We start from the raw sequence: 13,009 nt of genomic DNA on the forward strand, positions 1-13,009 counted from the left end.
CTCCTTTATCCATTTACAGGACTTTTCATATGACAAGTTATTGTAAATTCATAAATAATTGTTAAAAAACTCCCTTTTAAGAGAAATTAAACAATTTTTTGGCTCGTTTTTTGTTTATCAAGTCTTAAAATAATTAATTTTAACATTCATTTTTTTCAATATATAAAATCCAATAATGAATAATAAGTTCATCCCAATAATTTCGGTGTTTATGACAATCTCACTGATTGTATTTGTTACGCTCCAATTTTATTGGCTGAAAGGTTATTATGGTGCTCTTGAGCAGGAATTTTCCAATAAAGTATACGCTGCTTTAGAAAACACTTCAAAAAATATTGAAGAAATTGAAGCTGATAAATACCTGAACCAGGATTATACTAATTTAAGAAACAATATCCTTGCCAGCAAAGACCAGCCTTCTTTAACAACCATTCAGCAGGTAGAAGATTCCGGTGCACAGCGTCAGATCATCTATTCTAAAAACATCATATCAAAAACACAGCTTCCGATCTCTCAGAAAGGTGATTCGGTAAAGCTGACAACTCTGTATACAGACGATGCAACTTATAAAATAAAGAAAGACACCACCAACCGCGAGCTTCTTACCACAGACCTTAACAATGATATTGAAAACGGGGATTATGCCATAAAAGAATTTGTAAAAGTGGTTGGCACCAATCTGCCCATCGATAAAAGAGTAGACACTAAAGTTCTTGATTCGGTAATCGCTAAAGAACTGAAAATAAAAGGCATCACTGCAAAATTCGGATACGGGGTAATTGACAAGAACAACAAGCTTACCAGTGTTGTCAATAAGGTTTATAAAGAGAAAAAAGACAGCAATACCTATAGCTATCCCCTTTTTACAGATAAAAAAGACCGGACTTTATACAGTCTGGCTTTAGTATTTCCTAAAAAAGAATATTCCCTGGCGATGAACAACTGGCCCATGCTTCTGGGAACTTTCCTGTCATTACTGACTATTCTTGGGATTTATATTATCTCCATCAATTATATGATGAGACAGAAAAAACTGGCTGAAGTGAAGACAGACTTCATCAATAATATGTCCCATGAGTTTAAAACACCACTGGCAACAATTTCTGTAGCCACAGACTCTTTAGCCAATGATAAGATTGCTACCAATCCAGATAAAGTAAAATACTATTCGGAACTGATCAAACAGGAAAATTTAAGGATGAAAAAGCAGGTGGAAAACGTTTTGAATATGTCCAAGCTTGAAAGAAATGAGGTAGAGCTATTTCTAAAGGAGACCAATGTACGTGAACTGATCAAAAGAACGACAGAATCTTTTAATCTCATTGTGCAGCAGAGAAACGGTTCTTTGACACAGGAATTTACTGCAACGAACTATACTTTTAAAATAGATGAGTTCCATATCTCGAATATGCTGGTGAACTTACTGGACAATGCCAACAAATATTCTCCTGAAACCCCTGAAATTAAAGTAAAAACAAGTAATGAAGGAAACTGGTACGTCATAGAAATTTCCGATAAGGGAATGGGAATGGAGACCCATAATAAAACTAAAATCTTTGAAAAGTTCTTCAGAGAAGAAACCGGAAATATCCACAATGTAAAAGGACAGGGACTGGGGCTTTCTTACGTAAAGAAAATCGCAGAACTGCACAAAGGGCAGATAATTGTAGACTCTCACAAAGACAAAGGAAGTACGTTTACGATAAAACTGCCGATGAGCTAAATCATCAATGATAAGTAATGAGTAATGAATGAGAAGATCCTATAAAAAATCAATGAGATCAAGATCATTTATCATTAAAAATAGAAACCAAATAACAAATATAGAAGATAGAGTGAGGAGGTTCATTCTTAATTTTTAATCATTAATTTTAATTATTAAAATCATGAGCAACAGAATATTATTAGTAGAAGACGATCAGAGTTTCGGAGCAGTGCTGAAGGATTATTTAACGATCAATAACTTTGAGGTAACCCTTGCTACAGACGGAGAGCAGGGTTTGAAAGAATTTACAGAAAATGAATTTGACATCTGTATTTTCGACGTGATGATGCCTAAAAAAGATGGATTTTCATTAGCCGAAGACGTAAAAAAAATCGATAAAAACACCCCTATCATATTCCTTACAGCAAGAAATATGAGAGAAGATATCCTAAAAGGATACCAACTGGGTGCGGACGACTATATTACAAAGCCGTTTGATACAGAACTTCTTTTGTATAAGATCAAAGCGATCCTGCAGAGAAGCTCTACTTTGGAAAATGAGGAGCAGGAGCAGTTCAAGATCAGTAACATTTTCTTCGACTCTATGCTGAGACAGCTTAAAGTTGGTGATAAAGAATACAAACTTTCTCCAAAAGAAAATGAGCTGTTAAAACTTCTTTGTATCCACAGAAACGATTTCATGCCGAGAGATCTGGCGTTGAGAAAAATCTGGAAAAAGGAAAATTACTTTACTGCAAGAAGTATGGATGTGTATATTGCCAAACTTCGTAAACTCTTAAAAGATGATGAAGGATTGGAAATTATCAACGTTCATGGTGAAGGATTTAGGCTTTTAGTTAAAAATTAAGCCTATATACCAATTATAAATATAAAATTAGCAAAACAATTAAAAATGTTTTGCTAATTTTGTTTCATACCGATTGGATATGAAAAATACATTCTTGGGCGTTATTGCCATTTCAATATTAGCTGTTTCATGCAAAAAGGACGAAAAGCCTACTTATATAAAAGAAGAAGCAGGTGTTCAGCAGCCCAGCATTGCCGTTAATTCAACTTCTCAAACTGCCCTGATGGAGCAGGCAGGTATACAGTCCAATCCAAATCCGGCTTCTGCCACGGTAGTTCCGGGAATTAAAAACCCTCCACACGGGCAACCCGGCCACAGATGCGATATTCCCGTAGGACAACCGCTCAATGTAAATCCGGCAACTATCCAGACAACACCCGGTCAAAACCCCAATAATTCCATTAAAATAGATGCCAATTCTATGTCAGCAGGCAAAGTGGCAATCAACAATAATGCACAGCCGGTTAAAACGGCTCCGGGAATGAATCCTCCGCACGGACAGCCCGGCCACAGATGTGATATCCCGGTAGGACAGCCCTTAAACAGTAAGCCGGCGCCAGCTCCAACACCACAACCTGTTCAAAGCGCAGCGCAAAATGTTCCGGGACCTGTAACAGCCGCTCCTCCAACAAGTGAAAAACCTAAACTTAACCCTGCACACGGAGAACCATGGCACAACTGTGCTTTAAAAGTTGGTGATCCTTTATCATAATTTTTGTATTTTTGCAAAGATGAAGCTGTTTCACATTCTTACAGTTATTTTTTGTCTAGGAATTTTTTTAGTTCCTAAAGACAGCTTCTACTCGCAATCTATGCAGGATACCTGCTGCAAAACCAAGTCTGAAAAAAGCGACTGCTGCAAAAATCACTCTTCAAAAGAGAGTAAGGACAGCCAAACCAAGTCTTCATGTAATGACGACTGCTGCTCAACTTGCGTTGCGTGCTATACTTATATAGAAACTCCGTTTTCAAAGAATTTACATTTTGAACCGTCTTATTACAAAGCGAATAAGAATCCGCAGTTCCAATATTCACCGCCTCATTTATCAGACCGTTTAAAAGAGATCTGGCAGCCGCCTAAAATAGGTTAATTGTCAAACAGTGAGTCCGTTAAGCATTTTAAGGGACCGTTTATAATTAATCTAAACTTTTAAACAAAATGAAATTATATATTTCCAAGTTCATTCTTGGTCTAATGATCGTATCTGTACACTTTATATCCGCTCAAAACCTTTCAAAATCCCAGTTCAAAGTCAAAGGAAACTGTGAGATGTGCAAATCCAGAATAGAAACTACCGCTAAAAAAGCAGGAGCCAAAACCGCTGTTTATTCTATTGATCTTCAGACTTTAACCCTGGAAACCGACAGCAAAATTTCTCCCGACGAAATTTTAAAGAAAGTAGCCGATGCCGGTCATGATAATGAAAAATTCAAGTCCCCTGACGAAATTTATAAAAGTCTTCCTGGGTGTTGCCATTATGAAAGAGACCTTCAGCCTTCCATTGCAGAAGCTCATCTGCATCATTCTAAAAAAGGAAATGAGTTTTATGTAAAAGGAAACTGTGCTTCATGTAAAGCCAGAATAGAAAAAACCGCAAAAGATGCCGGTGCAGATTCCGCAGAATGGAATGCTGAAACACAGACGGTAATCTTAAATTTTGATCCTTCAAAAACCTCGCCGGATCAGGTTTTAAAAGCGATTGCAGATGCCGGTCATGACAATGAAAAATACAAAGCTTCCGACGCTGTTTACAAAAGTCTTCCCGGATGTTGTCTGTACGACAGAGATATTCCGTTTGGAGAAGCCAACCCAAATGTTCACTATGAAGAGGGCGCAAAACACGACGATCATGAAGAACATGGTGCAACTCTTAATGAAACTCATGAACAGCACGAGAAAAGCATTGAAGGAGTAACGGTTACCGGTTCAAAAGCAGCAACTGCATTGAGCAAAAAAGAGGCAGGTCTTGTTTTTAATATTGATAAAAAAGAATTACTAAAAGCAGCTTGCTGTAACCTGTCTGAAAGCTTTGAAACCAATGCCACCGTAGATGTTTCTTTCAGTAATGCTGTTACGGGAACCAAACAGCTGAAAATGCTCGGCCTGGACCAAAAATATACCAGTTTAACCAAGGAGCTTCTTCCTGAAATCAGAGGTCTTGCTTCGGCTTACGGACTGAATTTCATTCCCGGAAGATGGATCGAAAGCATCCAGCTGACAAAAGGCGGAAGTACGGTAACGAACGGCTATGAAAGTATTACAGGACAGATCAATACTGAGCTTCTGAAAAATGCCAAGGAACCTGAAACGTCATTGAATATATTCGCTGATTTCAACGGAAGAGCGGAAGCCAATATCACCAGTGTCTCTCCTATCAATGAGAAATGGTCACAGACATTCTTATTGCACGGAAACGGAACATTTGGAGACACGGATATGAATCATGATACTTTCCTGGACAGACCCAAGGGAACCCAGATTAACGCAGCTTATCTCCTTAATTATAATGATCTTGAAAAATCGGGATTCGGGTCTCATTTCGGGATCAATTTTATCAGAGACGAAAGAACAGCCGGACAGGTTGCTTTTGATAAAAAACTGCCTCAGGACGAACAGGGTGCATATGGTGTGGGTATTGATATTTCAAGATTCCAGGTCTGGAATAAAACAGGGTATGTCTTCAAAGGAAAGCCCTACCAGAGCCTCGGATGGATGAATCAGTATGTATATCATCAGCAGGACAGCTTTTTCGGATTGAGAAATTATGCCGGGAAACAGCATACTTATTATTCAAATTTAATTTTTGAAAGCATTATCGGAAATACTAATCATAAGTACAAGGCAGGAGCCAGTTTTCTATATGACGGCTACGAGGAAACGTATTTAACAGACGATATGAAGAGAAATGAAATCGTTCCGGGGGTTTTTGCAGAATATACATTAACAGGATTAAAATATACTTTGGTAGCAGGAGCCAGAGCGGATTTTCATAATCTTGCGGGTACTCAGTTTACTCCGAGACTTAATTTTAAATATGATTTCACGCCGCAGACAATCTTAAGGCTTTCTGCAGGCAGAGGATTCAGGACGGCTAACGTTTTTGCTGAAAACCAACAGTATTTTGCATCAAACAGAAGTATCCAGATTTTGCAGAATGGTGGAGATATTTATGGTTTAAGACCTGAGATCGCATGGAACTACGGAGCCAGTCTACAGCAGGAATTCAAGCTTTTCGGAAGAAAATCTTCCATCGTCGCTGATTTTTTCAGAACAGATTTCCAGGACCAGGTGCTTGTTGATCTTGACCAGTCTCCACAACAGCTTACTTTTTATAATTTAGAAGGAAAATCTTTTGCGAATTCTTTCCAGACGCAGTGGGATTTTACACCTTTCAAAAATTTTGATGTAAGATTGGCTTATAAATATTATGATGTTCAGGCAGATTATCTGGACGGCAGAAGAGAAGTTCCGTTCATGGCAAAGCACAGAGGCTTTGTGAACCTTGCCTATGCAACAAATAAAAATAATAATGGCGGATTCTGGAGTTTTGACACCACCCTGAATTGGGTAGGAAAGCAGAGGCTTCCCAATACATCAAGCAACCCTGCTGAATTCCAACTGCCAATATATTCTGATTCTTATGCTGTGCTGAATGCACAGATCTCGAGGAATTTCAATAAAAAGCTCAGAGCTTATCTAGGAGGTGAGAACCTTACATCATATTATCAAAAAAATGCAATTGTTGATTTTAGAAATCCATTTGGAAATTATTTTGATGGCGGAATGGTGTATGCCCCTATCATGAAGGCTAACTTTTATGTGGGATTGGATGTAACTTTTTAAGTTTTTTAAACAAAAGTTCATGATTGACATTGCCGGTTCCTGTCGATAAACATCTATAGCCCGTCGATATATATCGATGCTTTTTATAGCGAACTTTATTTTAGAATATTGTTATTTTGTAACTGTAAAACTAACCCAGTAAGAATGTTGATAGTGATTCCGAATGGGAAGGTTTACAGGAACAAAAATGATGAAATAAAATACACGTAGGAAATAGCCTTGAACTTTGAAAAATTAAAGAAACACAAATATTTAAAAAAGTAAACTTGGTTTTAGGTTATTTTGACACAAAAAAGACTGTTTTTGAAACAGTCTTTTTTACTTTACAGATATTTATCTTCCGAAATCATCCTGTACTCTCACAATATCATCTTCATCCGAAGGATTTGTGGCATCGGTATGCTGCCAGATTTCCGCCACTACTCCCCAGCCGTCTAAACCGATCAGCCTGTGTCTTTCACCTTGCTGAAGTTTAATCTGATCTTTTGGATGGTATTCTTTCAGCTCGCCTTCTTCATCGGTATTGCTTGTTTTTATCCCAACTGTTCCTTCCACTACCTGCCAGATCTCGGCTCTGCGGTGATGGTACTGCCAGCTTAAACGGGCATTGGGAGCAACCAAAAGGATCTTAGGGCTTAGCTTTCCTCCTATTTTCAGACTTTCGACATTGATTCCGTCAAAATACTGATTGCCAAAATCCTGAGCCTGACCTTCATCGATCACGAAAAAGCCGCCCCAAGGTCTTGTATCATCTTTTGCCGCAATAGTAAAACCCTGGCTCGCTAACATTTTTTCTACCTTTTCGAATATTTCTATTTTCTCTGCACTCATAATTTATTCCTGTTCTAAAATTATTTTCAAATATAAAGTTTGTTGATCATTATTCTTTCGACATTGAATAGGGAAAATCTTTTTCCTGAGAGCCTCTTTCTTTATTAGGCTTATTATCCATCTGGAATTCCAACACAGCTCCATTCATCAGTTCTTTGTGGCTCAGCCAGTTTTCTGAATACAGCCGAAGGTTTACGTTTAATGATTTAACATATAGATTTTCAGCACTGTTTTCCGGTGCCTTTATTTCAATTTTCTTACCATTTTCTAAGTGAATTACTGCTTCTTTGAAAAGCGGCGCTCCCAAAACATACTGATCTGTGGCTGGGGTCACCGGATAGAATCCTAAGGCAGAGAATACGTACCACGCGGAGGTCTGACCATTATCTTCATCACCGCAATAGCCATCCGGTGTTGCATAATATAGCTTATCCATCACCTGTCTTGTCCAGTACTGTGTTTTGTACGGGGCTCCGGCATAGTTGTATAAATAAATCATATGCTGGATCGGCTGGTTTCCATGGGCATACTGTCCCATATTCATGATCTGCATTTCGCGGATCTCGTGAATTACGCTTCCGTAATAGCTGTCATCAAATACCGGTGCAAGTGAGAATACCTCATCCAGCTTGGCTTCGAATTTCTTTTTCCCACCCATCAATTGGGATAAACCGTCAATATCCTGGAAAACAGACCATGTATAATGCCAGCTGTTTCCTTCGGTAAAGGCGTCACCCCATTTAAACGGATTGAATGGCGACTGGAATTTTCCGTCTTTATTTTTTCCACGCATCAGACCTGTTTCCGGGTCAAATACATTTTTATAGTTGTAAGCCCTTTTTTTATAAATATCAATTTCTGAAGCCGGTTTTCCCAATGCTTTTCCTAACTGATAAATAGCAAAATCATCATAAGCATATTCCAGGGTTCTGGCAGCATTCTCATTGATCTTTACATCATAAGGAACATAGCCTAAAGTATTGTAATATTGCACTCCTCTACGGCCTACAGCATCGATCGGGCCTTCGTTATTGGCTCCATGTTTCACTGCCTGCCAAAGTGTTTCCACATCATATCCGCGAAGTCCTTTGATATAAGCATCGGCAACCACTGAAGCGGAATTGTTCCCGATCATAATGTCGGAATACCCAGGACTGCTCCACTCCGGAAGAAATCCGCCTTCTTTAAATGTATTGGCTAAACCTTCCTGCATTTCTACGTTCATACTTGGATATACAAGATTCAGGAAAGGATACAGAGCACGGAAGGTATCCCAGAATCCGGTTCCTGCGAACATTTTTCCGTCCAGAATCTTTCCGTTATAAGGACTCCAGTGTTTTACTTTGTTCTCAGCATCGATCTCATATAGCTTTTGAGGAAAAAATAATGTTCTGTAAAGGGAGGAATAAAATGTTCTGATCTGCTGATCCGTTCCGCCTTTTACTTCAATTCTACCTAGTGTTTTATTCCAGATATTTTTCGCGTCTGCTTTTACCTGTTCAAAATTCCTGCCTGCAATTTCTCTTTTAAGATTCAACTCTGCCTGCTCGAAACTGATGAATGAAGAAGCTGTTCTTGCATAAACGCTTTCTTTATTTTTTAATTTAAATCCGACAATTGCCCCGGCATGATCACTTGTGATTTCCAGCTGGTTTTTCACAAAAACACTGTCTTTCCAGGTAGTCGTCAAATCAAAATCCTTATCAAACTGGACCACAAAATAGTTTTTGAAATTGTTATATTTTCCTCTGGAATATTTAGTGGTGTACCCAAGGATTTTTCTTTCTTTGGGAAGAATTTTAATGTAAGATCCTTTATTCAGGGCATCAATAACGATATAGGCACTGTCTGTTTTAGGAAAATCGAATTTGAAGAAAGCTGCTCTTTCTGTGGGAGTAAGCTCTGTGGTCACATTGATATCCGCCAGATAAACGCTGTAGCTGTAAGGTTTTGCATTCTCTGCTTTATGGCTGAACCAGCTTGCCCGTTCTTCCTCCTTAAATTTTAGTTTACCGACTCCCGGCATGATGGCGAAAGCACCATAATCATTCATCCAGGGAGACGGCTGGTGGGTTTGTTTAAAACCTTTTATTTTATCTGCGTCGTAGGTATATGCCCATCCGTCACCCATTTTTCCGGTTTGCGGGGTCCAGAGATTCATTCCCCAGGGAAGTCCTATGGCAGGATAGGTATTTCCATTGGACAAGGAAGGTTTGGATTGGGTTCCCATTAAAGGGTTTACATAATCGGCAAGAGACACTTCCTGGCCAAATGCTAAGATATTAAATAGAATAAAAAAACTTGAGAATAAAGACTTCATGATATCATTTTGTTAAATTGATCCTGGCTTTTTTCAAAGCATACCCTGCAGCACCAAGAATAGCTGCATCTTCAAAAATAGCAGAAATTTTAATAGGAAGATTGATTTTATGCTCTGCTAAATGCTGATTTAACCTCTTTTTAAAGTAAGGATACACTTTTGCGATATTTCCGCCAATGACCAGCACTTCAGGGTTATAGTCTTTTACATATTTTATAATGAACCCGGCAAATGAATCTGCATAATCATCAAATATCTGAGTCTGTATATCTTCCGGCTGGTCCAGCAGGTCTTTGGTGCCAGAAATTTTCTTACCGGTTAATGCCGCATACTGATTCACAAACCAGCGTGTTGCCAGATAATCTTCACAGATAGAATCTTTGAAAGGCGAATCCCATAAATCTTCATCTGAAGCTGTTTCTCCATTATAGAAAGCTGTTCCCAGACCTGTCCCGAGGGTTACACCAAAAATCTTATTATAGTCCTGTACGCAACCGCCAAAAACTTCCCCTTCAAGAAAGGCTCCGGCATCATTCACAAAATGAATCTGATCCGGGGAAACTGAAAGTCTTTGAGCTAATTCGTCTTTAATATTGACTTTATAAATATCAATAAATTTCCCCTGCTGCATCAGCGATATTCCATTTTCATAATCAAAAGGACCCGGCATGGCTATACCGATCAGAAGTTCATTTCTGACAAGGTTATGGATCACTTTTTCGATGGCTGAGATCCAGGAAGAAAAAATGGTTTCGCGTGCCCCGAAGGAGTCCACATGTTCTCTCACATAGGTAGAACTGATAATTTCACGTTTTTCAGGATCAACCTGGGCCATGGTGATGTGCGAGCCACCGATGTCTATTCCTACTATATTCTGCATTATATTCTTTCTTTATATTCTGTATAAATTATTCTTTTTCATTAAAAGGGACAGACAGGAAAGTATTTTATACTCCCCGCCTGTCATCCTAAATCCCCTAATTTTATTTTTACTTTTTATACGCCTGTTGAGGATTCAAATTTTATTCTATGATCACCTTTCCCGAAGATTTCATCTTACCGTCTTTTGAATTGATCTTATAAATATAAGTTCCTGCAGATAAGTTCCCGGTATTAATAACCACATCATTCTTATTAATTTTTTGGTTCATTATTAATTTTCCTACCATATCATATAACGTGATTTCACTGGCAGATTTATCTTTAATGGTAAAATGAATATCATTTCCTTTTTTAACAGGATTTGGATAAGCGTAGTTCATGTTATTTTTTTCTGAAGCAATATCTTTTGTTGATAACGCGGCAGCACAGGCTACATCTGTTCGCCAGTTGGAAGCTGACATATTGACCAGAGTCGCAAAATGAGTGTTTGCTGTAGCATCTAAAGCCCCGTTTCCGCTGCCTTCGTTCATTTTCCAGTTGGCTTCAAGATTGGGAGAACCGGCCGGAACGTTACAGTTATTGGTAAGAATTTCTGAAGCGGTCAATGCTCTTTTCCAAACCCTGAATTCATCCAGGAATCCGTTAAGGGTACGGGAATTATCATAATTTCTGGCCAGATAAAGAATTCCGTTTGCTGTAAAATTTCCGGAAGCAGCTACACTGGCATCAAGCACCCCATTGATATAGATTTTCATTGCTGATCCATCGTAGGTTGCAGCTACATGATTCCATATATTAGTTGTCAATGCTGTAACACTGTTAAGTTTTACCTGAGCAGATCCGAAGCTTAAGATAAATTGCAGCTTATTATTAGCCAGGTTCCCATCTCCAAATCTCAGCATTGCAGAGTTACTATCTCCCACTTCAATTCCAATTACTGATGAGATATAGGGAAAACTGGGTTTGAAGGCATTTACTTTAACCCAACCTTCAAATGTCACTGCGTTTCCACTAAGATTAAATTGCCCTGCATTCAGGTAGTTTGTGCTTCCGTTAAAAGAAAGTGATCTTGCGCCAGGGCTCTGCACGGGAGCAAATCCACTGTTGAATGTTGACTCTCCCGAATATACGCTGGTGGTTGTTCCACCACATACAGCCTGTACTTTCCATACATAATTTGTATTCTCCGTTAATCCCGGTAAGGTATAAGAGTTTGTGGAAATATTCTGAACATCAGTCCAGGTTGTTGCTGCAGCTGTTTTATACTGTAAATTATAGCCGGAAGCACTTGCTACCACATCCCATGATACTTTGGTGGTTGTTCCCAAAAAGCTTTCAGACTTCATTCCAGAGGGTGTTCCACATGTACTGCCGGAATTAAAACGGGGAGCAAACAAATAGGTACTTTTTATAGTTGCTGAGCAGTTCGACTGTATTCTCCAGTCATAATCCGTATTCAGCGTCAGGTTATTAACCATAATATTGTTTCCGGAATAATTACTTGCAATGTTTGTCCAAGTAGTTGAATTAGCTGGTTTATAATCAATATTATAGGTCTGGGAAGCATTGCCTGTCCAGTTTAATTTAGCTGAAGTTCCGGTGGTATTAGTCGCTTCAAGTCCTAGAGGCGGGTCACAGGCATCTCCCTGGGCCCAGGAATAAAGCGGTCCGGTAAGCAAGGTATTTTCGTTGTACAGAATATTTGACCCAGTGCTTAAATAACTAGCATTATTAACTCCGTTAAGATCGTACCACATAAAAACGCCATAACCGTCATTAATTGTATTGGTTGCCAAAGTGGAAAGAGTAGCAGCAGAAGTGGACTGAGGATTTGAATTCTGTATCCATGTAGCTGCTGCAGAAAGCTTGGAATTGGTAAGAGGCGGTACGGAAGGTGCACTGTAAGTTCCATAATAGGGATTCCAGCTGTAATTGATATAATTTCCGGCTGCATCACCGTTGTAGCTTTGTCTTGAAGTTGCCGGTCCTAAATAATAAAAGGTGATCAGCTTATCCGGCATTGCTGCCTTTAGCTCCTGCAAAAGCATTACAAAAGAGCTGCTGTTGGGTTGCCCAGTCCCGTTATTTCCGTAGCCTGCATATTCATCGTCAAGATCCACCCCATCCAAACCATAGGTGTAAACGGTATGGGCTAGCTGCCGGGCAAAATCACGGGCTGCCTCACGGTTCGGGAAATTGGAAATTCCGGCTCCCTGATGATTTCCGAGGATATCCAGAAGTACCTTAATTCCTTTCAGCTGTAAGGGGCGGACGTAGGTATTGACGTCATTCAGGACTTTTGTGACGTTATTGTTATTCGAAATATAGGCCCTGCTTTTGGAAACATCATAATTAATATTGGCTGCAAAAATAATTGCTACATCAAAAAGCTGTCTGTTTGTGTTCTGCAAAGTATACGACCCAGCATTCAGCATATTATTGTTGTTCACCTCCACATAGCAGACTCCCAAAGGGTTGAGCTGTTGGGCTTTAAGTATGGATGCCCCGTGAATGACCAGTAAGATCAGGGCGGTAAGAATAGATTTTTTTTTCATAGTA

9 protein-coding genes are annotated in these 13,009 nt (G+C 39.1%); 5 read left to right on the forward strand and 4 right to left on the reverse strand.

Features of this window, described 5'->3' with window-relative positions; all coding sequences use genetic code 11:
• Positions 1-175 precede the first annotated feature (175 nt).
• From V6R96_RS01945 to V6R96_RS01965, 5 genes are all read left to right on the forward strand, one after another.
• The gene (locus V6R96_RS01945) at positions 176-1,723 is read left to right on the forward strand and encodes a sensor histidine kinase KdpD (protein ID WP_111958796.1); all 1,548 of its coding nucleotides are present in this window, start codon (positions 176-178) and stop codon (positions 1,721-1,723) included.
• A gap of 163 nt (positions 1,724-1,886) precedes the next feature.
• The gene (locus tag V6R96_RS01950; protein WP_002982671.1) at positions 1,887-2,573 is read left to right on the forward strand and encodes a response regulator transcription factor; all 687 of its coding nucleotides are present in this window, start codon (positions 1,887-1,889) and stop codon (positions 2,571-2,573) included.
• Positions 2,574-2,652: 79 nt separating this feature from the next.
• Positions 2,653-3,285: a hypothetical protein gene (locus V6R96_RS01955; RefSeq protein WP_336377827.1), complete on the forward strand. Its 633-nt coding sequence runs from the start codon at positions 2,653-2,655 to the stop codon at positions 3,283-3,285.
• Positions 3,286-3,304: 19 nt separating this feature from the next.
• Positions 3,305-3,664 carry a hypothetical protein gene (locus V6R96_RS01960; RefSeq protein ID WP_167409440.1) on the forward strand — a complete coding sequence of 120 codons (360 nt, stop codon included), beginning with the start codon at positions 3,305-3,307 and terminating at the stop codon, positions 3,662-3,664.
• A gap of 68 nt (positions 3,665-3,732) precedes the next feature.
• Positions 3,733-6,417, forward strand: coding sequence for a TonB-dependent receptor domain-containing protein (locus V6R96_RS01965; protein WP_336377828.1), 2,685 nt, complete (start codon positions 3,733-3,735; stop codon positions 6,415-6,417).
• A gap of 333 nt (positions 6,418-6,750) precedes the next feature.
• Here V6R96_RS01965 and V6R96_RS01970 read toward each other — a convergent pair whose 3' ends face one another.
• The 4 genes from V6R96_RS01970 to V6R96_RS01985 form a co-directional block, all read right to left on the reverse strand.
• Positions 6,751-7,248 (reverse strand): phosphoheptose isomerase, encoded by a 498-nt coding sequence (locus tag V6R96_RS01970; RefSeq protein WP_336377829.1) that lies wholly within the window; start codon positions 7,246-7,248, stop codon positions 6,751-6,753.
• Between the two features lie 49 nt (positions 7,249-7,297).
• The gene (locus V6R96_RS01975; RefSeq protein ID WP_336377830.1) at positions 7,298-9,568 is read right to left on the reverse strand and encodes a GH92 family glycosyl hydrolase; all 2,271 of its coding nucleotides are present in this window, start codon (positions 9,566-9,568) and stop codon (positions 7,298-7,300) included.
• A 4-nt stretch (positions 9,569-9,572) separates the two neighbouring features.
• On the reverse strand, positions 9,573-10,448 hold the full coding sequence (locus V6R96_RS01980; RefSeq protein WP_336377831.1) for an ROK family protein: 876 nt from the start codon (positions 10,446-10,448) through the stop codon (positions 9,573-9,575).
• A 142-nt stretch (positions 10,449-10,590) separates the two neighbouring features.
• On the reverse strand, positions 10,591-13,005 hold the full coding sequence (locus tag V6R96_RS01985; protein WP_336377832.1) for an endo-beta-N-acetylglucosaminidase H: 2,415 nt from the start codon (positions 13,003-13,005) through the stop codon (positions 10,591-10,593).
• Between the last annotated feature and the right edge of the window lie 4 nt (positions 13,006-13,009).

The sequence above is a fragment of the Chryseobacterium sp. CCNWLW53 genome (genome assembly GCF_037083525.1).
Taxonomy (GTDB): Bacteria; Bacteroidota; Bacteroidia; order Flavobacteriales; family Weeksellaceae; genus Chryseobacterium; species Chryseobacterium lathyri.

Bases quoted from the DNA above. Each gene is read 5' to 3' on its own strand.
- V6R96_RS01945 (WP_111958796.1), top strand. From the start codon at position 176: ATGAATAATAAGTTCATCCCAATAATTTCGGTGTTTATGACAATCTCA.
- V6R96_RS01950 (WP_002982671.1), top strand. From the start codon at position 1,887: ATGAGCAACAGAATATTATTAGTAGAAGACGATCAGAGTTTCGGAGCA.
- V6R96_RS01955 (WP_336377827.1), top strand. From the start codon at position 2,653: ATGAAAAATACATTCTTGGGCGTTATTGCCATTTCAATATTAGCTGTT.
- V6R96_RS01960 (WP_167409440.1), top strand. From the start codon at position 3,305: ATGAAGCTGTTTCACATTCTTACAGTTATTTTTTGTCTAGGAATTTTT.
- V6R96_RS01965 (WP_336377828.1), top strand. From the start codon at position 3,733: ATGAAATTATATATTTCCAAGTTCATTCTTGGTCTAATGATCGTATCT.
- V6R96_RS01970 (WP_336377829.1), bottom strand. From the start codon at position 7,248: ATGAGTGCAGAGAAAATAGAAATATTCGAAAAGGTAGAAAAAATGTTA.
- V6R96_RS01975 (WP_336377830.1), bottom strand. From the start codon at position 9,568: ATGAAGTCTTTATTCTCAAGTTTTTTTATTCTATTTAATATCTTAGCA.
- V6R96_RS01980 (WP_336377831.1), bottom strand. From the start codon at position 10,448: ATGCAGAATATAGTAGGAATAGACATCGGTGGCTCGCACATCACCATG.
- V6R96_RS01985 (WP_336377832.1), bottom strand. From the start codon at position 13,005: ATGAAAAAAAAATCTATTCTTACCGCCCTGATCTTACTGGTCATTCAC.